Origin of the sequence: Kitasatospora purpeofusca (genome assembly GCF_034043715.1) — a bacterium.
GTDB classification, from domain to species: domain Bacteria; phylum Actinomycetota; class Actinomycetes; order Streptomycetales; family Streptomycetaceae; genus Kitasatospora; species Kitasatospora purpeofusca_A.
In genome coordinates this window covers 1-25,797 of sequence record NZ_JAXCLC010000098.1, presented here as the reverse complement: position 1 = coordinate 25,797, position 25,797 = coordinate 1, and the positions used below count along the sequence as shown (strand labels likewise).

Here is a 25,797-nt window from a genome sequence, read left to right as displayed (position 1 = left end):
GCCGGGCCCCCCCCCCCCACCCTCCGCGGGGGCCCCCCCCCCTCGGGGGTGCGACGCGGGGTGCGTACGGGATCAGTGGTGGCCGTGGCCGCTGGTGATCTCGTGGTGCTCCTCGGAGGTCGGCTTGGGGATCTGGCTGCCCTCGCCGTAGAAGCCGCGGGAGAGCTTCGACCGGGTGCGGTCGAGGACGTTGGCCTTGCGGTCCACGCCGTTCTCGTCCGTCGCGGCCGGCAGCTCGAACGGCTCGATCTGCTCGTGCGCGGTCAGCTTGTGCAGGTCCTTCTGCGGCAGCTGGGCGTGCACCTCGACGAACTCGCCGTGCGGCAGGCGCTTGATGACGCCGGTCTCGCGACCGTGCAGCACCTTCTCCTTGTCACGGCGCTGGAGGCCGAGGCACCAGCGCTTGGTGATGACGAAGACGAGCACCGGGACCACGAACATGCCCACCCGGACGAAGTAGGTGACCGAGTTGATCGACAGGTGCAGGTGGGTGGCGAACAGGTCGTTGCCACCGGCCGCCAGCAGGACCAGGTAGAGGCTGATCCAGGCGGCACCCAGCGCCGTGCGGACCGGGGCGTTGCGCGGGCGGTCCAGGATGTGGTGCTCGCGCTTGTCGCCGGTGATCCAGCCCTCGATGAAGGGGTAGGCGGCGATCGAGACCAGCACCATCGGGAAGAGGACCATCAGCGGGATCGCCACACCGAGGTTCAGGGTGTGGCCCCACAGGCTGACCTCCCAGCCCGGCATGATGCGGATCAGGCCCTCGGAGAAGCCCATATACCAGTCCGGCTGGGCGTCCGTGGACACCTGGTCGGGACGGTACGGGCCGTACGCCCAGATCGGGTTGATCGAGGCGATCGCCGAGATGGCCGCGATCAGACCGAACACCAGGAAGAAGAAGCCACCGGCCTTGGCCATGTAGACCGGCATCAGCGGCATGCCGACGACGTTCTTCTCCGTCTTGCCCGGGCCCGCCCACTGGGTGTGCTTGTGGTAGAAGACCAGGATCAGGTGCGCCACCAGCAGGCCGAGCATGATGCCCGGGATCAGCAGCACGTGGATGGTGAAGAACCGCGGCACGATGTCGTGGCCGGGGAACTCGCCCCCGAACAGGAACATCTGGACGTAGGTGCCGATCAGCGGGGTCGCCAGGACGGCGCCCTCCATGAACCGGATACCGGTGCCGGAGAGCAGGTCGTCGGGGAGCGAGTAGCCGAAGAAGCCGTCGAACATGCCCAGGACCAGCAGCAGGAAGCCGAAGACCCAGTTGATCTCGCGGGGCTTGCGGAACGCGCCGGTGAAGAAGACGCGCATCATGTGCACGAACATCGCCGCGACGAAGACCAGGGCCGCCCAGTGGTGGATCTGGCGGACCAGCAGACCGCCGCGCACCTCGAAGCTGATGTCGACCGTCGACGCGTACGCCTCGGACATCGGGATGCCCTTGAGCGGGATGTACGAGCCGTCGTAGATGACCTCGCCCATCGAGGGCTTGAAGAACAGCGTCAGGTAGACACCGGTCAGGAGGATGATGATGAAGGTGTAGAGGCAGATCTCGCCCAGCATGAAGGACCAGTGGTCCGGGAAGATCTTCCGCAGGTTGGTCTTGGCGAGGGAGTAGATCCCCAGCCGACCGTCCGTCCAGTCCGCCGCCTGCTCCCACTTGTTCGCGGGCTTGGCACGCGTGCTGGAGGACTTGGCGGCGCCGGAGGTGGTGCTGCTCGTACTGCTCATCGAGCACGCTCCCAGTAGCTCGGGCCGACGGGCTCGTCGAAGTCGCCGTGGGCGACCAGGAAGCCCTTCTCGTCAGTGGTGATCTTCAGCTGCGGCAGCGGGTGGCCGGCCGGGCCGAAGATCACGCGCGCGCCGTCCGCCAGGTCGAAGGTCGACTGGTGGCAGGGGCAGAGCGCGTGGTGGGTCTGCTGCTCGTACAGGCTGATCGGGCAGCCGACGTGGGTGCAGATCTTGGAGTAGGCGAGGATGCCCTCGAAGCCCTTCTCCTTGGACTTGTCGTCCTTGATGTCCTCCGGCGCGATGCGCACCAGCATGAGGGCGTCCTTGGCGATGCGCTGCTGGAAGTCCTCGTCGTGGGTGTGCAGGCCCTCGGGCATCGCGAAGGTCAGGGACCCCGTGATGATGTCCTCGGCCTTCATCGGCTGGTTGGTGTTCATGTTGATGAGCTGCAGGGGCTTGGCGTCGGTCGCCTCCTCCCAGCCGGTGTGCTCCAGCTTGTCCTCGGGCAGCGGGCCCAGGTCGCGCAGGAGGACCACGCCGGACAGCGGCACCAGGGCCATCGAACCGATGAGGGTGTTGCGGATCATCTTGCGGCGGCCGAAGCCGGACTCGGCGGCACCGGTCCGGAACTGCTCGATGACGTCGGCGCGAACCTCGTCGTCGGCCTCGATCGGGTGGCGCTCGGCCGGGATCTCGTGGTCCGACATCAGGGTGCGGGCCCAGTGGACCGCGCCCGCGCCGATGAGGAACAGCGCCAGGCCGAGGGTCATGCCGAGCGCGAAGTTCATCGCGCTGACGTGGCCCAGCGGCCAGATGTAGACGATCTGGTCCGGGTCGATGGCCACGTACGAGGCGATGAAGCCGATCGTGGCGAGCATCGAGACCACGAACATCAGCGACACCTGGCGCTCGGCCCGCTTGGCGGCCCGCTCGTCGATGTCGGTGCGACGCGGCTCGTGGGCCGGCAGGCCCGGGTCGGCGAACGGATCGCCGTGGGCGGCCACCTCGTGGTGCCCGGCGGAGCCGTGGGACTCCGGGAGCTTCTCTTCTGACATGTCGTGGCTCATGACTTCTTGGCCTTGGTGGTGTGGGCGGCGACCCAGATCGCGACCGCGATGAGCGCTCCGAGACCGAAGATCCAGCCGAACAGGCCCTCGGTCACCGGACCGAGGCTGCCGAGCGTGAGACCGCCGGGGTTGGGCTCATCGTTGGTGGTGTGGCGGACGAAGGCCACGATCTGCTTCTTCTGCTCCTCGGGCATGGTGCTGTCCGGGAACGACGGCATGTTCTGCGGGCCGGTCTGCATGGCCTCGTAGATGTGCTTGGCGTCCACGCCCTCCAGCGACGGGGCGTACTTGCCCTGGGTCAGGGCACCGCCCTGGCCGGCGAAGTTGTGGCACTGGGCGCAGTTGGTGCGGAACAGCTCGCCGCCCTTGGACAGGTCGTCCGGGTTGGTCGAGGTGTACTGCTCCTCGGTCGGCGTGACCGGACCGGGGCCGAGCGATGCGACGAAGGCGGCGAGCTGGTCGATCTCCGCCTGCGGGTAGATGTTCGGCTTGCTCGGCACCTGGGCGCCGGGCTGCTGGGCCGGCATACGACCGGTGCCCACCTGGAAGTCGACCGCGGCGGAGCCGACGCCGACCAGGCTCGGGCCGTCGCTGCTGCCCTCGCCGTTCAGGCCGTGGCAGGAGGAGCAGCCCACGGCGAAGAGCTTCTTGCCCTCATCGATCGCGAGCGACTGCGCCGCCACGTCGGCCTGCGCCTTGCCGGCGGGCGCGAACGCGGCGTACAGCCCCCCGGTTGCCGCCAGGGCGAGAAGTAGGACGACCAGCGCCGCCAGTGGGTGGCGCCGTCGTGCGGAGAGCTTTTTCACGGAATAACCCCGGTGTCAGGATCTGGTCGACTGGTGGTTGCACCCGGCGGCCGGTCTGGCCGGCACGAGGCTGCCTTCTCTAGGGCTGCGCGCGCGGTCGGTCGGTGGGAGCGTCGCCACCGGCGAAATCGGGCCGTCGCCGGTGAGGGCGGGACCCGGGGCCGGTGGCCAGCGACCTGATCAGCTGGTTACTTGATCAGGTAGATGGTCGCGAACAGGCCGATCCACACGACATCGACGAAGTGCCAGTAGTACGACACCACGATGGCGGCGGTGGCCTGCTCGTGCGTGAAGCGCTTGGCTGCGTACGTCCGTCCCAGGACCAGCAGGAAGGCGATCAGACCACCCGTCACGTGCAGACCGTGGAAGCCGGTGGTCAGGTAGAACACCGTGCCGTACGGGTCGGAGGACAGCGACAGGCCGTCCTTCTTGACCAGCTCGGTGTACTCGAAGATCTGGCCGCCGATGAAGATCGAGCCCATCACGAAGGTGATGACGAACCACGAGCGGAGCTTCTTCACGTCCCCGCGCTCGGCGGCGAAGACGCCGAGCTGGCAGGTGAGCGAGGAGAGCACCAGGATCGTGGTGTTGACCGAGGAGAAGGGCACGTTGAGGGCGTGCGCCTTCTCGGTCCAGAACTCCGGCCCCTTGACGGAGCGGAGCGTGAAGTACATCGCGAAGAGGGCCGCGAAGAACATCAACTCGGAACTGAGCCAGACGATCGTTCCGACGCTGACCATGTTCGGCCGGTTGACCGATCCGTGCGCGTGCCCGGTTTCTACTGCTGTTGCTGTCGCCACGACGGACATTATGTCGGTCCCTTATTCCGTCTTCACGTCGGGGGGTCACCCTCGGAGTGTCCGGTGCGTGCGATATGCCCCCCTGGGGGCCGACGGGGCGTCCGGACTGCCGCTGAGCAGCGGCGTGTCCCTTTTCTGACGGTTGTTCGAAGGGCCCGTCCGGACCCTGTCCGGCGTGTCGCGGCGGGCGTCCGGGTGCCGTCGGGGTAAGGGGAAGTTCCACTCGTCCGCCGTACGGGTGGACCCTGCGGACGGGGGTGACGCGCCGTGCTCCGCCCGGACCAGTCGCGGATGCGGCGCCGTCGCGAAGAGATCGCGCGGGAGGGGCTCGGCGGGCGGTGATCGGGAGTAGCATCCGGGGAGAGGCGAACGTGGTCCGGATCACACGTGAGGGAGCAGGGCCCATGGCGTACACGACCGACGAGACGCTGACCGTTCTCGTCTACAGCCACGACCGAACCACCCGCGAGCAGGTGCTGACCGCTCTCGGGCGGCGGCCCGCGGAGGACCTGCCGGAGCTGGCCTACCTGGAGTGCGCGACCACCCCCGCGGTGCTCAAGGCGCTGGAGAAGGGTGGCGTCGACCTCTGCGTCCTGGACGGTGAGGCGGTGCCGGCCGGCGGGCTCGGGCTCGCGCGGCAGCTGAAGGACGAGATCTACGGTTGCCCGCCGGTGCTGGTGCTGATCGGCCGGCCGCAGGACTCCTGGCTGGCCGCCTGGAGCCGGGCCGACGCGGCGATCTCCCAGCCGGTGGACCCGGTGGCGCTGGCGGAGGCCGCCGCCACGCTGCTGCGGGCCAGGCTGGCCAAGCGGGCGCCCGCCGTCCGCTAGCGCTCCGGGCCGGTTCGTCCCGGCCCGGCCCGGTTCAGCCGGGTCCGGTTCAGCCCGGTCCGCACCGGTGCGGCCGGGCCGCGTCCCACCCCGCGTCCCACCCGGCGTCTCAGTACAAGAGAAGAAGGGTGAACGGCGGAGCCCCGGCGGCCCGCCGCTCGATAGGCTGACTCCGTCCCTACGTCCTTCCCCGGGTAGCCGGGGTAGCGAGAGCTGGAGTCAGCCATGGTGAACGTGCAGCCTGCGAACGGTGGTAGCGACCCCGCGCAGGTGGTCCGCTCCTGGCCGGACATCCTGTCGGCGCTGCTGAGGGGAGAGGACCTCGACCGCTCGGCCACCGCGTGGGCGATGGACCGGATCATGAGCGGCGAGGCCTCCCCGGTGCAGGTGGCCGGGTTCATGGTGGCGCTGCGGGCCAAGGGCGAGACGGTCGACGAGATCTCCGGACTGGTCGACTCGATGTACGCGCACGCCGAGCCGCTGGACATCCCCGGCCCGGCGGTGGACATCGTCGGCACCGGCGGCGACCGGGCCAAGACCGTCAACATCTCCACCATGTCGGCGATCGTCGCCGCCGCGGCCGGCGCCAAGGTGGTCAAGCACGGCAACCGGGCCGCCTCCTCGTCCAGCGGTTCCTCGGACGTGCTGGAGAAGCTGGGCATCAGCCTGGACCTCCGGCCGCGGCGGGTCGCCGAGATCGCCGAGGAGGTCGGGCTCACCTTCTGCTTCGCCGCGACCTTCCACCCGTCGATGCGGCACGCCGCGCCGGCCCGGCGCGACCTCGGGGTGCCCACCGCGTTCAACATCCTGGGACCGCTGACCAACCCGGCCCGGGTGACGGCGCACGCGATCGGCTGCTTCGACACCCGCCTGGCGGCGCTGATCGCCGGGGTGCTCGCCCAGCGCGGCGCCACCGCGCTGGTCTTCCGGGGCGACGACGGACTGGACGAGCTGACCATCACCACCACCTCGCGGGTGTGGGTGGTCCGCGACGGCGCCGTCACCGAGACCACCTTCGACCCGCGCGAGGTCGGCATCGAGCCGGTCGGCATCGAGGCACTGCGCGGCGCGGACCCGGCGTACAACGCGGAGGTCGCGCGCCGGGTGCTCGCCGGGGAGCACGGGCCGGTCCGGGACGCGGTACTGCTGAACTCGGCGGCCGCGCTGGTGGCGCTGGAACTGACCGACGCGCCGCTCGCGGAGCAGCTCGGCGCGGCCATGCGGCGTACCGCGGCGGCCGTGGACTCGGGTGCCGCGCGCGATCTGCTGAAGCACTGGTCCGAGGCCACCACCCGGGCGTGACACGGCGGTTGGGGCCCATCGGGAATCCTCCCGGTGGGCCCCGACGGGTGTCCGGGATGTGGACCCTTGTTTGACCGGGGGGCGGACCCGACCTACAGTCTTGGCCAGGTCATGAGTGACAGCGACAAGCCCCAGCTTGCTGTCCGGCAACCCTCCTTCCGTGGCGGGGTGCCCTGGGTGAGGACCGGGCCGTGCGGCGAGCCGTCCGCGTGGCAAGCGCGGACACCCGGATCACGACGCACTCCCGGGGTCCCTGACCCCTAGAGGAGTGCATCCCCATGTCTCTCGCCTCCCACCCGTCGCCCGCCGCCACCCTCGGCTCGGCGCGCTCCGCGCGGCCCCTCCCGAGCACCCCCCTCGCCGTCCTCGGCCACGACGTCGAGGTCCCGCTCGCCAACGGCGACAAGGTCGCCTACGCGGCGCTCGACTACGCCGCCAGCGCCCCGGCGCTCCAGCGGGTCTGGGACGAGGTCGCCGCCTACGCCCCCTACTACGGCAGCGTGCACCGCGGCGCCGGCTACCTGTCCCAGCTCTCCACCGACCTGTTCGAGCAGAGCCGCCGCACCGTCGCCGAGTTCCTGGACCTGCGCGAGGACGACCAGGTGGTCTTCACCCGCGCCACCACCGACTCGCTCAACCTGCTGGCCGGCGCCGTCCCGGCCGGGACCCAGGTGTTCGCCTTCGAGACCGAGCACCACGCCTCGCTGCTGCCCTGGGCGCACGCCGGTCTGACCGTCACCTGTCTGCGCGCCCCCCGCTCGCACGCCGAGGCGGTCGCCGCGTTCGACGCCGCGCTCGCCGAGGCGCCCGAGGGCCCGAAGCTGCTCTGCGTCACCGGTGCCTCGAACGTCACCGGCGAGCTCTGGCCGGTCGCCGAGCTGACCAGGACCGCCCACCGGTACGGCGCCCGGGTGGTGCTGGACGCCGCGCAGCTGGCCCCGCACCACCGGGTCTCGGTGCGCGAGCTGGGCGTCGACTGGATCGCCTTCTCCGGCCACAAGCTGTACGCGCCGTTCGGCGCCGGGGTGCTGGCCGGCCGGGCCGACTGGCTGGACGAGGCCGAGCCGTACCTGGCCGGCGGCGGTGCCACCCGTACGGTGGCCCGGGAGACCGACGGCTCGGTGGCCGTGCAGTGGCACACCGGCCCGGCCCGGCACGAGGCCGGCTCCCCGAACGTCATCGGCGTGTACGCGATCGCGGCGGCCTGCCGGGCGCTCACCGAGGCCGGGTTCGACGCGCTGGAGGCGCGCGAGCGGGCGCTGGTGGCCCGGTTGAAGGCCGGTCTGGCGGAGGTCCCCGAGGTCAGGGTGCTGAACCTGTTCGGTGCCGACGCGGACCGGGTGGGCGTGCTGTCCTTCGTCGTCCGGGGCTGGAACAGCTCGCACTTCTCGGCCGCGCTGTCCGCCGAGTACGGCATCGGGGTGCGGGACGGCCTGTTCTGCGCCCACCCCCTGGTGCGCACGCTGCTCGGCGACGAGGAGGCCGCGCCCTCGGAGTGCGGCGCGCCGGAGGCTTCGCTGCCGGGCGAGCGCAGCCTGAACGCCATCCGGGTGAGCTTCGGCGCCGGGACCCCGGACGAGCACGTGGACCGGTTCCTGACCGCCGTCCGCGAGCTGGTCACGGACGGCGCGGCGTGGACCTACCGGAACGAGGGCGGCCGCTGCGTCGTGGACACCCGCCGGGAGGGCTGAGACCCCGTCGGCCACTCCGGCCGGCTGCTCCTCCGCTCCGCTGTCTCCTCCGCTGTCTCCTCCGGGCCTATTCCTCCAGGCCGATCGCGAACGCGGCCTCGAGGTCGTGCTGGGAGTAGGTGCGGAAGGCGATCTGGGTCTCGGTGTGCGCCACGCCCGGGACCTTGTTCAGCCGGCCGGGGATCACCTCGGCGAGGTCGTCGTGCCGGCGCACCCGCACCATCGCGACCAGGTCGTAGCCGCCGGTCACCGAGTAGACCTCGCTGACGCCCTCGATGGCGGCGATCGCCTCGGCGATCTCCGGGATGCGGTCGACGCTGGTCTTGATCAGGACGATGGCGGTGATCACGGTGGCGTACTCCTTTGTGAGGTGCCGCCAGGGTAGCGGGCGTCGACCGCACCGTCGCGGGGACGGGTACGGCGGAGACGGCGGGGACGGCGCTCGGCCAGGGTGCAGGCGTAGAGGAAGCCCGCCGCGAAGCCGATCACGTGCACCAGGTACGCCACGCCCGGTCCGGCGGAGTGCACCGACCACCACTGGAGCGCGAACCAGAGGCCCAGCACCAGCCAGGCCGGGAACCGCAGCGGCAGGAAGAGCAGCAGCGGGACGAGCGTGGTGACCCGGGCGTGCGGGTGGAAGCGCAGGTAGCAGCCGAGCACGGCGGAGATCGCCCCCGAGGCGCCGATCAGCACCCGGGTCGAGTCCGCCGAGTGCGCCTCGGCCAGCGCGAAGCCGTAGGTGGTCAGCGCGCCGGCCGCCAGATAGAAGAGGAGGAACCGGGGGCGGCCGAGCCGGCGCTCCACGGCGGGGCCGAAGACGTACAGGAAGAGCAGGTTGCCGAGCAGGTGCAGCCAGCCGGCGTGCAGGAAGAGCGCGCTGAGCACGGACAGCGCGGGGTGCTTGCCGGGGGTGGCCGAGGCCGGGCAGCCGGGTACCGGCTCGGGGGCCTCGGCCAGTTGGTCCGCGGTCAGCGGGTGACCGGTCAGCAGTTCGGTGGGGACGGCCCCCCAGCGCTGCTCGTAGCGCTGCTCGGCGCAGACCCGGGCCTGGTCCCGGCCGTAGAGCGGATTGAGCCCCGCCGCCGGCCCGAGCAGGAAGACCGCGGTGTTCAGCGCGATCAGCGTGTAGCAGACGGCCGGAGCGGTGGCGGCCGGTCGGCCGCGGTGCGCGCCGGGGTGGGGGACCGGGATCGCCATGGGCTCCAGCATCCCCCCGGTGCCGGGCGGGCACCGCGCGGTTACGGCAGGTGGGCTACCGCCCGGGAGTGATCGGCCGGTGGCCGGGAAGGTTGCCCCAGGCAATAGGCTTGGGGCGGGCATTCCCGCCTCCCGCCGCCGACGCCGGGGCTCCGGGGGGAGCGCCTGAGCCCGTTCCGGGACCACCCGAGAGGACCCCCGATGACCGTCCCCGCCCTGACCGCCGAGACGCGCTGGCGCTGCACGCTCTGCGGAAACCTGACCCGCTTCGACGTGACCCGGACCGCCCGGGTGACCGAGTTCCTCCACTTCGACCTGGCCGGCGAGTCCAAGGTCGAGGAGACCCAGGTGCTCAGCGAGACCGTGGAGTCCGTGCGCTGCCGCTGGTGCAACGCCGTGGACCAGGTCGAGCTGGTCGCCCGTCCCGGCGCGGACGAGGCGGCCGAGGCCGCCGAGGCCCCCGAACAGGGCTGACCGCCCGGTCCGTGCGGTGGGCGGTGAGCGGCGTGGCCGCCCGCCGCACGGGACAATACAGAGAGAACGCGCGGAGTGTGACGGGGGTGGCGGCCGACGGCCGTACCCCGCTGGACCAGGATCGGAGCCGAGGACGTGGTGGACGCAGCGAAGGAGCCCGCCGGGCCGCAGGGGCGGCAGCCTGCTGTGGACGCGCAGGCGCCGGACGCGGCAGTGGCCGCCCCCTCCGGCACCGAGGCCCCGGCGCAGGCGCCCGCGGGTGAGGAGTCCGGCGCCGGCGAGGAGCCGGCGGCAGCGGCCGGCGGAGCAGTCGGGCCGGCGGGACCGGACGGGTCGGCGGCGTCTGACGGGTCGGCGGCGTCTGATGAGCCGGACGGGTCGGCGGGGTCGGACGGACCGGCGGGACCGGCGGCCGAGGTACTGGACCGGCCGCTCCCGGAGGGGGTGCGCCGACGGGTGGTCGGTCTGGCCTCCGACGCGCTCGGCGGTCTGCCGCTCGGCGAACTGCCCCAGTCGCTGCGCCAGTACGCCAAGTTCACCCCCGCCCGCCGGGCCAAGTACGCGGCGACCGCGCTGGCCGCGGCGCTGGAGGCGGAGCCGGCCTTCCGGGTGCGGATAGCGGAGCGGCTGCGGCTGGGTCAGCCGGACCTGGTCAGGGCGCTGGAGGCGGGCGCCGTACCGGGCGCCGCCGACCCGATGGACGTGGCCGCGGCCGCCTATCTCGTGCGGTCCGCCGGGTGGAGCCGGCTGGTCGCCGAGGCGGGCGAGGAGGCCGAGCGGGCCGGCGCCGAGGGCGCGGTCGCCGAGGCGTCCCGGTTGGTCGAGAAGCTGCAGGCCGAGCTGGCCGAGCTGCGGAGCACGGCCCGGTCCGATCTGGAGCGGCAGCGGGCCGAGTCGGAGGAGGTCCGCAAGGAGGCCGAGTCGCTGCGCCGGCGGCTGCGTTCGTTGGAGAGCGACACCCGGCGGGCACAGGCGGAGACCAGGAAGGTCGCCGCCGAGCTGGAGGCGGTCAGGGCGCAGGCGGCGGCCGAGCGGGGCGCGGCGGAGGGCGAGGCGCGGCGGCTGCGGCACCGGGTCACGGAGCTGGAGAACTCGGCCGAACAGAGCCGGCGCTCCGCCCGGGAGGGGCGCGGCGTCGAGGACATGCGGCTGCGGCTGCTGCTGGACACCGTGCTGCAGTCGGCCCAGGGCCTCCAGCGGGAGTTGGCGCTGCCGGTCTCCCAGATCCGCCCGGCGGACCTGGTGGAGGCGGTGGTGCCGGGAGCGGCCTCGCCGCACGACGTGGCCCGGCGGGGGCTGGCCGAGGACGACCCGGCGCTGCTGGACCAGCTGCTGGCGATCCCGCAGGTCCATCTGGTGGTGGACGGCTACAACGTCACCAAGACGGGCTATCCGACGCTGCCGTTGGAGCAGCAGCGGATCCGGCTGCTGGGCGGTCTGGCGATGCTGGCTCAGCGCACCCAGGCGGAGGTCACCTGTGTGTTCGACGGTCAGGACCTCGACGTACCGGTGATCATGGCGCCGCCGCGCGGGGTGCGGGTGCGGTTCAGCCGGACCGGTGAGACGGCGGACGAACTGATCCGCCGGCTGGTCCGGGCGGAGCCGCAGGGCCGCCCGGTGGTGGTGGTCTCGGCGGACAAGGAGGTGGCGGATGGCGTGCGGAAGGCGGGCGCGCGCCCCGTCGCCTCGGTGCTGCTGCTGAAGCGGCTGGCCCGTCCGTAGTTCCCCCGGACCCGGACCGACGGGAATGACGGCCGGTCAGCGCCGGTATTGCGGTCTTGTGCGGGTTTCGTGAAGTCCGGGTGCGGGCGGCAGGTTCACGTAATCGTGGGAGTGGCGCGAAACGTGGATCTTCACTAGGGTCTGGCGTCAAACCTATTTTCCGCATTCTCACCCCATCGGGTGAGGCCATTGGAAGAAGGAGCCGGTCCTTTTGGCCTCCCACCGCCGTCCCAAGCAGCCGAGCCGCGCGCGGGTCTCCGTGCTCACCGCGGCCGCTGCGACCGCGGTCGCTCTCTCCGCCCAGGTCGCCGCCCACGCAGCGCCGAGCCCGTCGCCGAAGAAGGACGACGTCAAGGCGCAGATCGACCAGCTGAACGAGGAGGCCGAGCAGGCCACCGAGCGGTACAACGGCGCCAAGGAGCGGGCCGACCAGCTGCGCAAGCAGGCGGACCAGATCCAGGACCAGGTCGCCCGCGGCCAGGAGCAGATGACCCAGCTCCAGTCGGGGCTGGCCGAGGTGGCGGGCGAGCAGTACCGCACCGGCGGCATCGACCCGTCCGTCCAGCTGATGCTCACCTCCGACCCGTCCGGGTACCTGGACAAGGCCTCCAGCGTGCAGCAGGCCAGCTCCAGTCAGACCGAGGCGCTCAAGGGCCTCCAGGACCAGCAGCGCCGGCTCGACCAGCAGAAGGCCGAGGCGGCCGCCGTCCTGGCCTCGCTGGACAGCACCACCAAGGACCTGAACCAGTCCAAGGCCGAGGTCGGCAAGAAGCTCAAGGACGCCCAGGAGCTGCTGAACTCGCTCAGCGCCGCCGATCGCGCGGCCGTCAAGGCGGCGCAGCAGCAGGCCGACCGCGCCTCGCGCGGCACCGAGCGCACCGACCTGGGCAGCCTGCCGCAGGCCAGCGGCATGGCCGGCGCCGCGGTCGCCAACGCGATGGGCAAGCAGGGCTCGCCGTACATCTGGGGCGCCACGGGTCCGAGCACCTTCGACTGCTCCGGCCTGATGGTCTGGGCGTACGGGAAGGCCGGCGTCTCGCTGCCGCGGACCTCGCAGGCGCAGGGCAACTACGGCACCCGGGTGCCGTCGCTGGCGGAGGCGCAGCCGGGCGACCTGATCATCTACCGCCCCGACCGCAGCCACGTCGGCATGTACATCGGCAACGGCATGGTGGTGCACGCGCCGCACACCGGTGACGTGGTGAAGGTGATGAAGGCCGACGCCATGCAGATCAACACGATCCGCCGGGTCTGACGGCCCGCCACGACACTCCCGGGGGCGGTTTTCGGCCTCTGTGATCAGCGCCACCCCCGACCGGGGGTGGCGTTGGGGTTTGGATCGGGTGTTCGGCCGTCCAGGGGAAAATGATCAGCCCGATGTGGGGATGTGATCACACTCGGTCATATTCACAAAGGAACTTGGGTATTCTTCCGGCTTTTTTCTGACAAGGATTTGAACGGATCACGGATCTGTTACTAGGGTCATGCTTCGAACCTCGCACAGTCGATCACCCAGCCTGGGTGGCGGTGGGGTTCGCCGTCGAGTTCGCGAAGCAGCCGGACGGGGCCTCAGGTGCCCGTCCGAACCGGACCCAGCAGTCGGGGGCCCGCTGTGGAGCGGAGCCGGGGAACCACGTTCCTCCGGGGTGAATCGGCGCCAGGTCGGCCGCTCGCGCGGACGGTGAGGCGTCGTAGGGCACGCTTCCGCCCGAACCCGTCAGCTCACCCGGTAGGCGGTTGAGGAAGAAGGAGTCCGCCTTCGTGGCGTCCCATCGTCGTCCCAAGCCCGCCGGCCGCACCCGGGTCTCGATCATGACCGGTCTGGCCGCCGCTGCCGTCGCCCTCTCCGCGCAGTCCGGCGCCCACGCCGACCCCGCGCCGACCAAGGACCAGGTCAAGGAGCAGGTCGACCAGCTCAACGAGCAGGCCGAGGTCGCGACCGAGAAGTACAACGGCGCCCAGGCCAAGCAGCAGGAGCTGCAGAAGCAGGTCGCCGAGCTGCAGGACAAGGTGGCCCGTCAGCAGGCCGTGGTGACGGAGGCCCAGGGCGGCCTCTCCGAGATCGCCGGCGAGCAGTACCGCACCGGCGGCATATCGCAGACCGTCCAGCTGATGCTGTCCGCCAGCCCGGACAACTTCCTCAGCCAGGCCGACGCCCTGAACCAGGCCGGTTCCACCCAGTCCGGCGCGCTGAAGGAGCTCCAGGAGCAGCAGCGCAGGCTCGACCAGGACCGCACCGAGACCCAGGCCAAGCTCGGCGAGCTGGAGTCCACCACGCAGCAGCTGAAGACCTCCAAGGACGAGGTCCAGGGCAAGCTGGCGAAGGCCCAGCAGCTGCTCAACACGCTCACCGAGCAGGAGCGCCAGGCCCTCCGCGCGGCCGAGGAGAAGGCCGCCGCCGAGGCCAAGGCGAAGGCGGACGCCGCGAAGGCCGAGGCCGCCAAGGCCGCCAAGGCGAAGGCGGACGCCGAGCGCGCCACCCGCGACACCAACCGCAGCGACCTGAGCGCGCCCGCTTCGGCGCCTGCGTCAGCGCCTGCGTCGGCGCCCGCGGCCAAGCCGGCCGCACCCGCCGCCAACGGCTCGCGCGCCGCCGCCGCGATCGCCGCCGCCGAGAGCAAGCTCGGCGCCCCGTACGTCTACGGCGCCACCGGCCCGAACTCCTTCGACTGCTCCGGCCTCACCGGCTGGGCGTACGCCCAGGCGGGTGTGTCGCTGCCGCGCACCTCGCAGGAGCAGGCCAACGCCGGTACCCGGATCGGCTCGGACATCTCCCAGGCCCAGCCCGGCGATCTGGTGATCTTCTACGGCGACCGCCACCACGTCGGCATCTACGTCGGCGGCGGCCAGGTCATCCACGCCCCGAAGCCGGGCGCCTCGGTCCGCTACGAGTCGGCGTCCAACATGCCGGTCAACACCATCGTGCGCCTCTGACCCCCTGGGTCGGCAGACTCCCGGCAGGCCCGGTCTCCCCCGCGAGGGGAGGCCGGGCCTGCGGCTTTTCCCCGGTCACCGGGAACTCCGGCGGGCAAACCGGTCTGATGTCCGATCAGTGACTGAATATTCGGATTCGGAGGGGTTTGGAAACGGTTGCCCCGACTCGCTAACGTCTGCCACCGGACGCCCGCTTCGACAGCCGCCCGGTCCGGTGCGGCGGCGGGTCCGGGCCCAGGATCGGAGTTGACGTCGAATGACCGCGCACCGCCGTTCCCCGCTGTCAGGTGCCCACACGCTCGCCCGGGCGCTGGTGCTCACCGCGGCGGCCACCACCGCGCTGGGCGTGGCGACCGGCGGCACCGCGCAGGCGGCTCCCGGCGCGCCCGACGCCCCGGGGAACCGCAAGGACGTCAAGGCCCAGGTGGAGCAGCTCTACGACGAGGCCGAGCAGGCCTCGGAGCGGTTCAACGCCGCCCAGGAGGCGCAGCAGCGGCTCCAGCACGAGACCGGCACGCTCCAGCAACAGATCGCCCTCTCCCAGGACGAGCTCAACCAGCTGCGCGGCAACCTCGCCACCGTGGCCGGGGCGGAGTACCGGGGCGGCGGCATGGCACAGACCGTCCAGCTGATGCTCTCCACCGACCCGGAGGGCTACCTCTCCCGGGCCCGCACCCTCGACCAGGCCGCCGAACGGCAGAACGAGACCCTGCACGAGGTGCTGGGCCGTCAGCGGGTGCTCGACCAGCGCCGGGCCGAAGCCTCGGCCAAGCTCGCCGAGCTGGAACAGACCCGCAAGGCGCTGGCCGACGGCAAGCAGCAGATCCAGCAGCGGCTCGCCAGGGCGCAGCGGCTGCTCAACAGCCTCGGCGCCACCGAACGTGCCCGGCTCGCCGCCCAGGACGCCCGCGAGGCCGAGCAGCGCGCCACCCGCGGCACCGACCGGCTCGACCTCGGCAGCACCCCGCCCGCCTCCGAACGCGGCGGCGCCGCGCTGGCCGCCGCGGTACGGATGATCGGCTCGCCCTACGTCTACGGATCCACCGGGCCCAAGGCGTTCGACTGCTCCGGTCTGATGTACTACAGCTGGCGGCAGGCCGGAGTGACCCTGCCGCGCACCTCGCAGGCCCAGGCGTACGCCGGCCGGCGGGTCGGCATCTCCGAAGCACGGCCGGGAGACCTGGTGATCTTCTACCGGGACATGCACCACGTCGGGATGTACGCCGGCGGCGGGGTGATCGTGCACGCCCCCTACCCGGGCGCCCGGGTGCGCTACGAGAGCGTCAACGCCATGCCGGTCTCGGGGGTGATCCGGCTCTGAGCCGCCCGGACCCCGCCGGCGGCCGAGGCCCCTCCCGGCGGACCGCCCTGCTGCTCGCGGCCGGCGGCCTCGCCCAGCTGTCGCTGCCCGGCGCCGTCCCCGCGCGGCCCGCCGCGGCGGCCTCGGACGAGTACGCCGAGGTCTCGGCGCTGCTCGCCGGGCGGGCCCGGGCGCTGGGCGAGGGGCCGCCCCCGCTGCCGCTGCGCGCCGGCTACCGGAACCTGCTGCTCGGCCCGGTGGACCGGGCCGGACGGTCCACCGCCACCGCCGAACTGACCGTCACGGTGACCGGGTACGACGAGCGGCCGGTGGTGCACCCGCGCCGGCTGACGCTGCTCCGGACCACCGCCGGACGGCGGATCGAACGCGAGGAGGGCGCCGGCGGGCCGCCCCCGCTGTGGGACCTCGGCACCGTCGGGGCCGCCGCCGGGGCGCGCTGCCTGGTGCTCGGGGTGGACGGCGCGGACGCCGCCGGCCCGGCCGCGCGCGCGGGGGCGGCCGTCGTCGGCGATCGGGCGGTGGCCGCCGTCGAGGCGCTGTGGGGGAGTTCCTGGGCGGGCCGACTGCTGCTGGAACTGCCCGCCACCGGGGAGCAGTTCGCCCGGCTGCTGGCGGACGACCGGCCCGGCTGGTCGGACCTCGCCGCAGTCACCGTCTCGGCGCCGGGCGCGCCCCTGCACGCCCCGGCCGACCGGGTGCTGGTCAACCCCGAGGTGTACGCGCGGCTGAGCGACTTCGGCCGGCAGGTGGTGGTCACCCACGAGGCGGTGCATGTGGCGACCCGGGCCGACACCCGGGCCTGGACGCCGCTCTGGCTCTCCGAGGGGGTCGCCGACTGGACCGGCTACCGCGACTCCGGCCGCTCGGCCCGGCAGATCGCGCCGGAGCTGGCCCGGGACGTCGCGGCCGGACGGCTGCCCGCCGCGCTGCCCGCCGACGAGGCCCTCACGGCCGGCGGGGAGGGCCTGGCGCGGGCCTACGAGCAGTCCTGGCTGGCCTGCGACCTGATCGCCCGCCGGTACGGCCCGCAGCGCCTGGTGGCGCTCTACCGGGCGGTCGGCGCGGCTGTCCCCGGGGCGGACCGGGAGGCGTGGCTGGACGGGCTGTTCCGGGACCGGCTGGGCCTCGGGCTGGCCGAGTTCACCCGCCTCTGGCTCGCCGAGGTCCGGGGCCTGGCGGGCTGAGGCGCTTCCCCGGGGGCACGCCGCCCCGGTACGGAGCCGTTCGCCCGGAGCAGGCTGCCCGGCGTCGTTCGCCCGGCGTCGTTCGCTCAGCGCCGTTCGCTCGGGGCGGCCGCGGGCCGGTCGATGCCGTCCAGCAGGTCCTGCTCGTACGCGATGCCCGGCCGCACCGAGAAGGAGACGGCCGGCACCGGCTCCGGTCGGGCCAGCACCACGGTGGCCGGGACCCGGTCCGTGCGCCGGGTCGAGCGCCAGAGCCGGACGCAGGAGAGCACGGTCGCGACCAGCAGCAGCACATTGCGCGCGGTCAGCACGGCGATGGCGCCGGGCCTGCTGGCCACCACGTCGCCGAAGACCAGCGGGAACTCCACCAGGGTCAGCGGGGCCGCGGCCAGGATCAGCAGCGCCACCGGCCGCTGGCTGGTGCCGCGCACGGTCAGGCAGACCGCCGCCGCGCCGACCAGCCAGACCAGGTACTGCGGGCTGATCACCCGGCTGGTCACGGTGAAGATCAGCAGCGCGGCGAGCGCCGCGTCGTACATGGTGGCGGCGTTGCGCCGACGGGCGGTGAAGCGCCAGAGCAGCAGCCACCCGAAGCCGAGCACGGTACCGGCCAGCATCACCTTGCTGACCAGCGGCACCCACGGCCCGAGCATCTCGACCGAGCCGTAGTTCATCATCACCTTGCCGTCCCAGCTCCCGGCGATCCGGGCGAAGTGGATCGGCAGCGCGCCGACCGACTCCACCTCGATGCCGCGGTCCTTCTGGAACGTCAGGAACTCGAACGCGCCGTTCATCCCCGCCGCCAGCAGGAAGCCGATCGAGGCGGTCGTGGCGGCCGCGGCCGTCCAGGACCGCCGGGTGCGGCGGCCGGAGGGGGTACCGATGAGGCCGAGCAGCGGCCAGACCTTGACGATGCCGCCGAGCCCGAGCAGCAGGCCGCCGATCGCCGGACGGCGGATCAGCGCCAGCAGGCCGGCCACCGCGATCGCGGTCACGATCACGTCGTAGCGGTTGTAGATCATCGGGCCGAGCAGCGGGACGCCGGCCACCCAGACCCAGGCGCCGGTCAGCGCCCGGCCCCTGCGCAGCCCGGTGCGGACCAGCAGGCCCATCGCGAGCGCGTCGGCGATGCCGCAGATCACCCAGAACGAGACCAGGTAGGACCAGGGGAGCAGCCCGGGCAGCAGGATCACCAGGGCGGCGCCGGGCGGGTACTGCCAGGTGACGTCGTCCAGCGGGAAGGTGCCGGTCTGCAGCACGCCGTACCAGCCGTGGTAGATCAGCCAGACATCGGCGGTGATGTCCCCGCCGGGCATCCGGAGCACGCCGGTCACCAGGAGCATCAGCAGCGTCCGGGTGGCCACCCAGCTCGCTCCGAGCGCCAGCAGCGCGCCGGAACGGCCGGAGGGGCGCGTGGTGCGCTGCACGGGCTCGCGGCGGACGGCGAGCGCCGTGCCGGAGCCCTCGGCGCCGCTGGGTGTACCGGACTCGGTGGCCGGGGCCAACTCCACTGCGCTCCCTCGTTCGTCTCGGACGTTCCGTCGGCGGCGCCGCGCGACGGACGCCCGGGCAGTCCGGGCGGGTCGGGACCGGCCGCCGTCGCGGGGCCGGGCCGGACGCGCCGACCACCCTTGTCCTAGGACAGACCCGGGGAGGGAACGGTTGCCTTGCTCGGATCCGTTCCCGGCGGGTCGTCGTGTTGACCTATCGTACGGATCACCCAGCGGTACACCGAGCACCCCCCGACCGAGCGAGCCGTGGCCTGATGCACAAGACCTTGATCGTCACCAACGACTTCCCGCCGAGGCCCGGCGGCATCCAGGCCTTCGTGCACAACATGGCCGTCCGTCAGCCCGCAGGAAGCGTCGTGGTGTACGCCTCGGCCTGGCGCGACGGCACCGAGGTCGCGCGGTTCGACGCCGAGCAGCCCTTCCCGGTGATCCGCGACCGCACGAAGGTGATGGTTCCCACACCCCGGGTCACCCGGCGGGCCGCGGAGATCCTGCGGGCGGAGGGCTGCGACTCGGTCTGGTTCGGCGCCGCCGCGCCGCTCGGGCTGATGGCCCCCGCCCTGCGCCGGGCCGGGGCAGGCCGGCTGCTGGGCATGACCCACGGGCACGAGGCCGCCTGGGCCCAGCTGCCGGTGGCCCGGCAACTGCTGCGCCGGATCGGCGAGGGCACCGACGTGCTCACCTACCTCGGCGAGTACACCCGCTCCCGGATCGCCGCCGCGGTCGGCCCGGAGCCGGCCGCGCGGATGGCGCAGCTGCCGCCCGGCGTGGACGAGCGGACCTTCCACCCGGAGTCCGGCGGCGCCGCGGTGCGCGAGCGGCTCGGGCTGGCGGACCGCCCGGTGGTGGTCTGTGTCTCCCGGCTGGTGCCGCGCAAGGGGCAGGACACCCTGATCGAGGCGATGCCGCAGATCCTCGCCGAGGTGCCGGACGCCGTGCTGCTGATCGTCGGCGGCGGCCCGTACCGGGCGGAGCTGGAGAAGCTGGTGGACACCCGGGGCGTGCGCTCCGCCGTCCGGTTCACCGGCTCGGTGCCGTGGGAGGAACTGCCCGCGCACTACGGCGCCGGCGACGTCTTCGCCATGCCCTGCCGGACCCGGCGCGGCGGACTGGACGTCGAGGGGCTCGGCATCGTCTACCTGGAAGCCTCGGCGACCGGCCTGCCGGTGGTGGCGGGGGACTCCGGTGGCGCGCCGGACGCGGTGCTGGAGGGCGAGACCGGCTACGTGGTGCCGGGCGGCACGCCCTCGGCGGCGGCGGAGCGGATCGTCCGGCTGCTGCGGGACGAGGAGCTGCGGCGGCGGATGGGCGAGGCCGGGCGGCGCTGGGTGGACTGCTCCTGGCGCTGGGACCTGCTGGCCGGGCGGCTGACCTCGCTACTGGCGGGCTGAACGCGCGGGCCGGGCGCTCGCCGGCCGGACGTACACACGGCCGCGGCCCGCCCCGGACGACGGGGCGGGCCGCAGCCGTGTGCGGGCGGTCCTACTTGCGGTAGATCGCCTCGACGTCGGCCGCGTAGTCCTTCAGCACGACGTTGCGCTTGAGCTTGAGCGAGGGCGTCAGATGGCCGCTCTCCTCGGAGAAGACGGTGTCGAGCAGCCGGAACTTCTTCACCGCCTCGGCCTGCGAGACCGCCGCGTTGCCGTCGTCCACCGCCTGCTGGAGGGCGGCCAGCAGGTCCGGGTCCTCGCGCAGGTCGGCCACCGAGGCCCCGGCGGGCTTGCCGTTGAGCTGCTTCCAGTTCGGGAAGAAGTCCTCGTCGACGGTGATCAGACAGGCCACGAAGGGCTTGCGGTCGCCGACCACCATGACCTCGCCGACCAGGGCGTGCGCCCGGATCCGGTCCTCGATCACGGCCGGGGCGACGTTCTTGCCGCCCGCGGTGACGATGATCTCCTTCTTGCGGCCGGTGATCGTCAGATAGCCCTCGTCGTCCAGCGAGCCGATGTCCCCGGTGGCGATCCAGCCGTCCTTGAGGGTGTCGGCGGTGGCCTGCGGGTTGTTCCAGTAGCCGGTGAAGACGTGCGGCCCCTTGAAGAACACCTCGCCGTCCTCGGCGATCCGGACGTCGGCGCCGGGGACGGGCTGGCCGACCGTGCCGATCTTCGGCTTGTCCCACGGGTTGAAGGCGGTGGCCGCGCAGGTCTCGGTCAGGCCGTAGCCCTCCAGCACGGTGAAACCGATGCCCCGGTAGAAGTGCCCGAGCCGCTCGCCCAGCGGGGCGCCGCCGGAGATCGCGTGGGTGGCCCGGCCGCCGAGCGCGGCCCGCAGCTTGCTGTAGACCAGCTTGTCGAAGACCGCGTGCTTGAGCTTGAGCAGCAGGCCCGCGCCGCCCGCGTCCAGCGCCCGGCTGTAGGCGATCGCGGTCTCGGCGGCCTTGTCGAAGATCTTGCCCTTGCCGTCCGCCTGCGCCTTGGCCCGGGCGGTGTTGTACACCTTCTCGAAGACCCGGGGCACCCCCAGGATCAGCGTCGGCCGGAAGGAGGCCAGCTCGGCGGTGACGTCCCGGATGTCGGAGACGTGGCCGAGCTTGATCGGGGCCATCGCCGGGGCGATCTCCGCGATCCGGGCGAGCACGTGGGCCAGCGGCAGGAAGAGCAGGACGGAGCTCTCACCGGTGCGGAACAGCGGGGTCAGGCGCTCCACCACGTTGCCGCACTCGGCCATGAAGTTGCCGTGCGTCAGCTGGCAGCCCTTCGGGCGACCGGTGGTGCCCGAGGTGTAGACGATGGTGGCGATCGAGTCGGCGTCGGCCACCGAGCGGCGCTCGGTGACGACGGCCTCGGCGACCTCGCGGCCCGACTCCGCGAGCGCGGCGAGCGCCGGGCCCTCGATCTGCCAGATCTGCCGCAGCTCCGGCAGCCGGTCCCGGACCTCCGCGACCACCGCGGTGTGGGTCTCGGTCTCGGTGAACACCGCGACCGCCCCGGAGTCGCCGAGGATCCACTCGACCTGCTCGGCGGAGGAGGTCTCGTACACCGGAACGGTGATCGCACCGGCCGTCCAGATCGCGAAGTCCAGCAGCGTCCACTCGTACCGGGTGCGGGACATGACGCCCACCCGGTCGCCCGGCCCGACACCGGCGGCGATCAGGCCCTTCGCGGCCGCCCGCACCTCGACCTGGAACTGGGCGGCGGTCAACTCCTGCCACTGGCCGTCCACCTTGCGGCTGAGCACCGCGACATCGGGATGCCGCTCGGCGTTCTGGTGCACGAGGTCGGAGAGGTTACCGCCGCTCGGTACCTGATAGAGGGCCGGAAGGCTGAAGTCGAGCAAGACTGCTCCTCGTTCGCGACGCTGCGGGACGGCAGGACGTTACTGCCCGGTAGGCAGCTTCGACCAGGGGGGTCGGCTCCGGTGTTCGAAGTGTCACACCTTGACCCGTCCGACCAGGCCGGGACCGGGTCGTTCGAATGGCACCCTACGGCAGCCCGGAGGTGACCGGCCGGTAGCCGTCGGCCACGGACCGTACACTCCCGCACACTCCCGCGCCGGGGCGCACCCGGGCGGCCCGGGGTGTACCGAGGGGCCGGCCGGATCGCGGGGCGCGATAGCCTGCTCCGGGCGCACCCGGCCGAGCAGCCTCGGCCGGACCAGCACGGGACGACGCGGAGGGCCATTCCATGGCGGAGCACACCAGGTCGAGCATCACCATCGACGCGACCCCGGCGACGGTCATGGCCGTGATCGCCGACTTCGCCGCCTACCCGGCCTGGACCGGCGAGGTCAAGGAGATCGAGGTCCTGGAGACGGCGGAGGACGGCCGCGCCGCCCAGGTCCGGCTGGTCCTCGACGCCGGCGCCATCCGCGACGAGCACGTCCTCGCCTACACCTGGGACGGCGACCGCGAGTGCGCCTGGACCCTGGTGCGCAGTCAGATGCTCCGCTCGCTCGACGGCTCCTACACCCTGGCCCCGCTCGGCGCCGACCGCACCGAGGTCACCTACCAGCTCGCGGTGGACGTCAAGATCCCGATGCTGGGCATGATCAAGCGCAAGGCCGAGAAGGTCATCATCGACCGGGCCCTGGCCGGCCTCAAGAAGCGGGTCGAGGACACCGCCGCCGGCACGGCGCTCTGAGGCCCGGCACCCGGACGAACAGGGGCGGTACGGCATGACGGCGACACGCACCATCCTGGTCAGCGGCGACCCGGCGGCGCCCGAGGTGGCCGCCGCGACCGCCCTGCACGCCGCCCGGCAGGGCCGGCGCACCCTGCTCCTCGCGGCCGACGACCCGCACCGCACCCTGGACGCCGTCCTCGGCGTCCGGCTGGAGGCCGAACCGGCCGGGTACGCGCCCGGCCTGGCCGTCGCCAGGACCGACGAGCAGGCCGCCTTCCGGCACGCGCTCGACGAGATCGGCGGCCGGCTCAAGCCCGCGCTCGACCTGCTCGGCGCCGACCCGCTCGACCCCGAGGAACTCACCGCGCTCCCCGGCACCGCCCGGCTCGCCCTGCTCCGGTCACTGCCCGCCGTCGAGGCCGAGGTCCTGGTGGTGCTCGCCCCGCCGCCCGCCGACCTGATCGCCACCCTCGCCCTGCCCGAACAGCTGGAGCGCTACCTGGCCCGGCTGGTCCCCGAGCAGCGCCAGGCCGCCCGGGCCCTGCGGCCCCTGCTGGCCGGCCTCGCCGGGGTCCCGATGCCCGCCGACTGGCTGTACGAGACGCGCGCCAAGGCCGCCGGCGCACTCGCCGCGGCCCGCGCCGCGATCACCGCGCCCGGCACCAGCGTCCGCCTGGTCACCGCCGCCGACGCCCACCCCTTCGCCGAACTGCGGCGGATCCGGGCCGGCCTCGCCCTGCACGGCCACCGCCCGGACGCCGTGGTGGTGCACGGGGTGCTGCCGGACGCGGCCGCCGACTCGCCCGACCCGTGGCTGGCCGCCCTCGCCGGGCGCCGCCGGGACGAACTGGCCGCGCTGGCCGCCGCCCTGGACGGCATCCCGGTGCTCACCACCGGGCCCGCCGAAGCCACTCTGGAGGCCGTCGCCGACCGCCTCTACGGTGCCGGGCCCGGCCCGCAGGCGCGGGCCGCCGGGCCGTGGACCGTCGAGGACCGGCTGGCCGCGGACGGGTTGCTGGTCTGGCACCTGGCGCTGCCCGGCGCCGCGCGGGAGGACCTCGACCTGGTCCGGCGCGGGGACGAGCTGGTGGTCGGCCTGGGCGCGCACCGCCGGGTGCTGGCCCTGCCGTCGGCGCTGCGGCGGTGCACGGTCGCCGGCGCGGGCCTGCAGGACGGGGTGCTGGCGATCCGCTTCGCCCCCGACCCGGGCCTCTGGCCTCGCTAGTCGCCCGCTCGCTGTGTTGTCGCCCGCTCGCCTCCGGGGCGCTTACGTCCGGTGCCGACGGTCGGCGCTCCCTCGCTCCTACGTCGCTCCCTCGCGCTCTCCCTTTCGGCACCGGCGCGCCCCTTCGGCTCGGGGCGGTGTTGTCGCCCGCTCGCCTCCGGGGCGCTTGTGTCCGGCGCCGACGGTCGGCGCTCCGATGCCCCTTCGTTCCTCAGGGGCCTCCTCGCTTCTCCCTTTCGGCACCGGCGCGCCCCTTCGGCTCGGGGCGGGAAGCGCCCACTCGCCTCCGGGGTGGGGCGGGGCGGTGTTTTTCGCCCCCGCTCGGCTGCCGTGCCGGGGGCCGCGCGGGGTCCGGTAGCGTCGGGGCGGGTGGCCGCGGGCGCGGGCACCGTTGCTGAGGAGGCGCGCGCGATGACCACCACCGACCGGACCGAGCCCACCGCCGAGCACCCGTTCGGGCCGGAACTGGGCCCGCTGGTGGACGAGGTGCGCCGGTTCGCCTCCGTCGTCGGCGAGAAGGCCCAGGAGGCGAGCGCCGAGACCCTGCTCTCGCTGGCCGGGCTGGCCGACCGGCTGCGCGAGAAGCAGCCCGAGGTGTACGACCACCTCGCCGCCGCCGGTACCGGCCTGGCCGCCGCCGGGGCCGAGCTGCTGGCCGCCTACCGGGCCGCCGTGGCGGGCCACGAGCACCGCTGGACCGCCGGGGAGCCGACCCGCACCGAACGGGTGGACCTCGACGACGCGCCTGAGGGGCCGTCCGCCAAGCAGTGAACCCCTGATCCCCTCCGGGTCACATGGTGGCTTCACTCTGTGATGCCACCGGTGAAAATGTACGACTTTTGAAGGGGCTTGGTCGGGTTGGCCGCAGATTGTCTTCGGTTAATGTATGCGACGGTGTGTACGGGGGCTTGGTTGGGCGGTAGCGTTCCGTCCAGCGGGAACGAGTGAATAGCTGAGGGACACATGGCTCTGACCATCGGCGTCGACGTCGGCGGGACCAAGATCGCTGCAGGTGTGGTCGACGAGGCCGGCGAGATCCTGGCCCGGACCAGGGTGCCCACCCCGGCCGACCCGCAGTGGGCGGTCGACGCCATCGCGCAGGCCGTGCGCGAACTCAAGGAGCAGTACCCCGAGGTGACCGCGGCGGGCATCGGAGCCCCCGGCTTCGTCGACCGCGAGCGCTCGACGGTGATCTTCGCCCCCAACATCGACTGGGAGGACGAGCCCCTGCGCGGCCGGGTCGAGGAGCTCACCGGCCTCCCCGCGGTGGTCGAGAACGACGCCAACTGCGCCGCCTGGGCCGAGTACCGCTTCGGCGCCGCGGCCGGCCACAGCGACATGGTGCTGATCACCGTCGGCACCGGCATCGGCGGCGGCCTCGTCCTGGACGGCCGGCTGCACCGGGGCCGGTTCGGCGTGGCCGGCGAGATCGGCCACCTCAACATGGTCCCGGACGGTCTGCCCTGCGGCTGCGGCGGTCGGGGCTGCTGGGAGCAGTACGGCTCCGGCCGCGCCCTGCGCCGGTACGGCCGGGAGCGCGCCGCCGAGGACACCGTGAGCGGCAAGCGGATGCTGGAGCTCAACGACGGCGTCGCCGAGACCATCCGCGGCATCCACATCACCCAGGCCGCCGAGGAGGGCGACCCGCTCGCCCTGGAGTGCTACGCCGAGCTGGCCGACTGGCTGGGCCGGGGAATGGCCGACCTCGCGGCGCTCTTCGACCCGGGCGTCTTCGTCCTCGGCGGCGGCGTCTCCGACTCCGGTCGGCTGCTGCTCGACCCGGTCGCCAAGGCCTTCGAGCACTACCTGACCGGCGGGGTGCACCGCCCGCGCGCCGAGGTGGTGCTGGCCTCGACCGGTTCGGCCGCCGGGATCGCCGGCGCGGCCGACCTGGCCCGCACGCTCTGACCCGTCCCGCCCAGCCCGGGCGCCCCCCCC

The 25,797-nt window shown here is 73.1% G+C and carries 22 protein-coding genes and 2 riboswitches; of the genes, 14 read left to right on the top strand and 8 right to left on the bottom strand.

The genetic code is table 11. From position 1 onward, the window contains the following. Nucleotides 1–72: 72 nt before the first annotated feature. From SM793_RS33430 to SM793_RS33415, 4 genes are all read right to left on the bottom strand, one after another. Complete coding sequence (locus tag SM793_RS33430; protein WP_320442083.1) at nucleotides 73–1,734, bottom strand: ubiquinol-cytochrome c reductase cytochrome b subunit; 1,662 nt, start codon at nucleotides 1,732–1,734, stop codon at nucleotides 73–75. After that, complete coding sequence (locus tag SM793_RS33425) at nucleotides 1,731–2,789, bottom strand: ubiquinol-cytochrome c reductase iron-sulfur subunit (protein ID WP_320442082.1); 1,059 nt, start codon at nucleotides 2,787–2,789, stop codon at nucleotides 1,731–1,733. The genes SM793_RS33430 and SM793_RS33425 overlap by 4 nt, the downstream gene beginning before the upstream one ends. Nucleotides 2,790–2,797: 8 nt before the next feature. Further along, nucleotides 2,798–3,607 (bottom strand): c-type cytochrome, encoded by an 810-nt coding sequence (locus SM793_RS33420; protein WP_320442081.1) that lies wholly within the window; start codon nucleotides 3,605–3,607, stop codon nucleotides 2,798–2,800. 188 nt (nucleotides 3,608–3,795) lie between these two features. After that, complete coding sequence (locus tag SM793_RS33415) at nucleotides 3,796–4,416, bottom strand: heme-copper oxidase subunit III (RefSeq protein ID WP_320442080.1); 621 nt, start codon at nucleotides 4,414–4,416, stop codon at nucleotides 3,796–3,798. Nucleotides 4,417–4,811: 395 nt separating this feature from the next. On the opposite strand from SM793_RS33415, the gene SM793_RS33410 reads away from it, so the two are divergent. The 3 genes from SM793_RS33410 to SM793_RS33400 all read left to right on the top strand — a co-directional run bounded on the left by SM793_RS33410 (nucleotide 4,812) and on the right by SM793_RS33400 (nucleotide 8,230). Further along, entirely contained in the window at nucleotides 4,812–5,237 is a 426-nt protein-coding gene (locus tag SM793_RS33410) for a hypothetical protein (RefSeq protein ID WP_030391506.1), read from the top strand. A 225-nt stretch (nucleotides 5,238–5,462) separates the two neighbouring features. Further along, a complete protein-coding gene (gene trpD, locus SM793_RS33405; RefSeq protein ID WP_320442079.1) occupies nucleotides 5,463–6,539 on the top strand; it encodes an anthranilate phosphoribosyltransferase in 1,077 nt (358 codons plus the stop codon). A 107-nt stretch (nucleotides 6,540–6,646) separates the two neighbouring features. Next, nucleotides 6,647–6,764: riboswitch (SAM riboswitch) on the top strand. 53 nt (nucleotides 6,765–6,817) lie between these two features. After that, nucleotides 6,818–8,230, top strand: coding sequence for an aminotransferase class V-fold PLP-dependent enzyme (locus SM793_RS33400; RefSeq protein ID WP_320442078.1), 1,413 nt, complete (start codon nucleotides 6,818–6,820; stop codon nucleotides 8,228–8,230). Nucleotides 8,231–8,297: 67 nt separating this feature from the next. On the opposite strand, the gene SM793_RS33395 is transcribed toward SM793_RS33400, so the two are convergent. Together SM793_RS33395 and SM793_RS33390 are read right to left on the bottom strand one after the other, a co-directional pair. Continuing rightward, nucleotides 8,298–8,579 carry an Lrp/AsnC ligand binding domain-containing protein gene (locus SM793_RS33395; protein ID WP_030391503.1) on the bottom strand — a complete coding sequence of 94 codons (282 nt, stop codon included), beginning with the start codon at nucleotides 8,577–8,579 and terminating at the stop codon, nucleotides 8,298–8,300. After that, entirely contained in the window at nucleotides 8,576–9,427 is an 852-nt protein-coding gene (locus SM793_RS33390; RefSeq protein WP_320442077.1) for a rhomboid family intramembrane serine protease, read from the bottom strand. Before SM793_RS33390 ends, SM793_RS33395 begins: the two co-directional genes overlap by 4 nt. A 201-nt stretch (nucleotides 9,428–9,628) precedes the next feature. Between SM793_RS33390 and SM793_RS33385 the strand changes: the two genes are divergently transcribed. The 6 genes from SM793_RS33385 (at nucleotide 9,629) to SM793_RS33360 (ending at nucleotide 17,062) form a co-directional block, all read left to right on the top strand. Then, the gene (locus tag SM793_RS33385) at nucleotides 9,629–9,901 is read left to right on the top strand and encodes a hypothetical protein (protein WP_030391501.1); all 273 of its coding nucleotides are present in this window, start codon (nucleotides 9,629–9,631) and stop codon (nucleotides 9,899–9,901) included. Between the two features lie 420 nt (nucleotides 9,902–10,321). Continuing rightward, a complete protein-coding gene (locus SM793_RS33380; protein WP_320442084.1) occupies nucleotides 10,322–11,623 on the top strand; it encodes an NYN domain-containing protein in 1,302 nt (433 codons plus the stop codon). 211 nt (nucleotides 11,624–11,834) lie between these two features. Further along, a complete protein-coding gene (locus tag SM793_RS33375; protein ID WP_320442076.1) occupies nucleotides 11,835–12,878 on the top strand; it encodes an NlpC/P60 family protein in 1,044 nt (347 codons plus the stop codon). Nucleotides 12,879–13,217: 339 nt separating this feature from the next. Next, a riboswitch (cyclic di-AMP (ydaO/yuaA leader) is annotated at nucleotides 13,218–13,374 on the top strand. Between the two features lie 10 nt (nucleotides 13,375–13,384). Next, nucleotides 13,385–14,557, top strand: a complete 1,173-nt coding sequence (locus SM793_RS33370) for an NlpC/P60 family protein (protein ID WP_320442075.1) — start codon at nucleotides 13,385–13,387, stop codon at nucleotides 14,555–14,557. Nucleotides 14,558–14,813: 256 nt separating this feature from the next. After that, nucleotides 14,814–15,878 (top strand): NlpC/P60 family protein, encoded by a 1,065-nt coding sequence (locus SM793_RS33365; protein ID WP_320442074.1) that lies wholly within the window; start codon nucleotides 14,814–14,816, stop codon nucleotides 15,876–15,878. 236 nt (nucleotides 15,879–16,114) lie between these two features. Next, nucleotides 16,115–17,062, top strand: a complete 948-nt coding sequence (locus tag SM793_RS33360; protein WP_320442073.1) for a hypothetical protein — start codon at nucleotides 16,115–16,117, stop codon at nucleotides 17,060–17,062. An 86-nt stretch (nucleotides 17,063–17,148) separates the two neighbouring features. Here SM793_RS33360 and SM793_RS33355 read toward each other — a convergent pair whose 3' ends face one another. Then, nucleotides 17,149–18,573 (bottom strand): glycosyltransferase family 87 protein, encoded by a 1,425-nt coding sequence (locus tag SM793_RS33355; protein WP_320442072.1) that lies wholly within the window; start codon nucleotides 18,571–18,573, stop codon nucleotides 17,149–17,151. Nucleotides 18,574–18,827: 254 nt separating this feature from the next. Here SM793_RS33355 and SM793_RS33350 point away from each other — a divergent pair, with 254 nt between their 5' ends. Then, a complete protein-coding gene (locus tag SM793_RS33350; protein ID WP_320442071.1) occupies nucleotides 18,828–19,964 on the top strand; it encodes a glycosyltransferase family 4 protein in 1,137 nt (378 codons plus the stop codon). 91 nt (nucleotides 19,965–20,055) lie between these two features. Here SM793_RS33350 and SM793_RS33345 read toward each other — a convergent pair whose 3' ends face one another. Beyond that, a complete protein-coding gene (locus SM793_RS33345; RefSeq protein ID WP_320442070.1) occupies nucleotides 20,056–21,849 on the bottom strand; it encodes an AMP-dependent synthetase/ligase in 1,794 nt (597 codons plus the stop codon). A 347-nt stretch (nucleotides 21,850–22,196) separates the two neighbouring features. Between SM793_RS33345 and SM793_RS33340 the strand changes: the two genes are divergently transcribed. The 4 genes from SM793_RS33340 to SM793_RS33325 all read left to right on the top strand — a co-directional run bounded on the left by SM793_RS33340 (nucleotide 22,197) and on the right by SM793_RS33325 (nucleotide 25,767). Next, nucleotides 22,197–22,652 carry an SRPBCC family protein gene (locus SM793_RS33340; RefSeq protein ID WP_030391492.1) on the top strand — a complete coding sequence of 152 codons (456 nt, stop codon included), beginning with the start codon at nucleotides 22,197–22,199 and terminating at the stop codon, nucleotides 22,650–22,652. A gap of 34 nt (nucleotides 22,653–22,686) precedes the next feature. Continuing rightward, nucleotides 22,687–23,859, top strand: a complete 1,173-nt coding sequence (locus tag SM793_RS33335) for an ArsA family ATPase (RefSeq protein WP_320442069.1) — start codon at nucleotides 22,687–22,689, stop codon at nucleotides 23,857–23,859. 411 nt (nucleotides 23,860–24,270) lie between these two features. Then, nucleotides 24,271–24,630, top strand: a complete 360-nt coding sequence (locus SM793_RS33330; protein ID WP_320442068.1) for a DUF5304 family protein — start codon at nucleotides 24,271–24,273, stop codon at nucleotides 24,628–24,630. A 192-nt stretch (nucleotides 24,631–24,822) separates the two neighbouring features. Next, nucleotides 24,823–25,767 carry an ROK family glucokinase gene (locus SM793_RS33325; protein ID WP_320442067.1) on the top strand — a complete coding sequence of 315 codons (945 nt, stop codon included), beginning with the start codon at nucleotides 24,823–24,825 and terminating at the stop codon, nucleotides 25,765–25,767. The last annotated feature ends 30 nt before the right edge of the window (nucleotides 25,768–25,797 follow it).

Coding starts and splice junctions, on each gene's coding strand:
- SM793_RS33335 (WP_320442069.1), top strand. CDS start 22,687: ATGACGGCGACACGCACCATCCTGGTCAGCGGCGACCCGGCGGCGCCC.
- SM793_RS33410 (WP_030391506.1), top strand. CDS start 4,812: ATGGCGTACACGACCGACGAGACGCTGACCGTTCTCGTCTACAGCCAC.
- SM793_RS33385 (WP_030391501.1), top strand. CDS start 9,629: ATGACCGTCCCCGCCCTGACCGCCGAGACGCGCTGGCGCTGCACGCTC.
- SM793_RS33400 (WP_320442078.1), top strand. CDS start 6,818: ATGTCTCTCGCCTCCCACCCGTCGCCCGCCGCCACCCTCGGCTCGGCG.
- SM793_RS33390 (WP_320442077.1), bottom strand. CDS start 9,427: ATGGCGATCCCGGTCCCCCACCCCGGCGCGCACCGCGGCCGACCGGCC.
- SM793_RS33425 (WP_320442082.1), bottom strand. CDS start 2,789: ATGTCAGAAGAGAAGCTCCCGGAGTCCCACGGCTCCGCCGGGCACCAC.
- SM793_RS33415 (WP_320442080.1), bottom strand. CDS start 4,416: ATGTCCGTCGTGGCGACAGCAACAGCAGTAGAAACCGGGCACGCGCAC.
- SM793_RS33330 (WP_320442068.1), top strand. CDS start 24,271: ATGACCACCACCGACCGGACCGAGCCCACCGCCGAGCACCCGTTCGGG.
- trpD (WP_320442079.1), top strand. CDS start 5,463: ATGGTGAACGTGCAGCCTGCGAACGGTGGTAGCGACCCCGCGCAGGTG.
- SM793_RS33365 (WP_320442074.1), top strand. CDS start 14,814: ATGACCGCGCACCGCCGTTCCCCGCTGTCAGGTGCCCACACGCTCGCC.
- SM793_RS33430 (WP_320442083.1), bottom strand. CDS start 1,734: ATGAGCAGTACGAGCAGCACCACCTCCGGCGCCGCCAAGTCCTCCAGC.
- SM793_RS33350 (WP_320442071.1), top strand. CDS start 18,828: ATGCACAAGACCTTGATCGTCACCAACGACTTCCCGCCGAGGCCCGGC.
- SM793_RS33340 (WP_030391492.1), top strand. CDS start 22,197: ATGGCGGAGCACACCAGGTCGAGCATCACCATCGACGCGACCCCGGCG.
- SM793_RS33325 (WP_320442067.1), top strand. CDS start 24,823: ATGGCTCTGACCATCGGCGTCGACGTCGGCGGGACCAAGATCGCTGCA.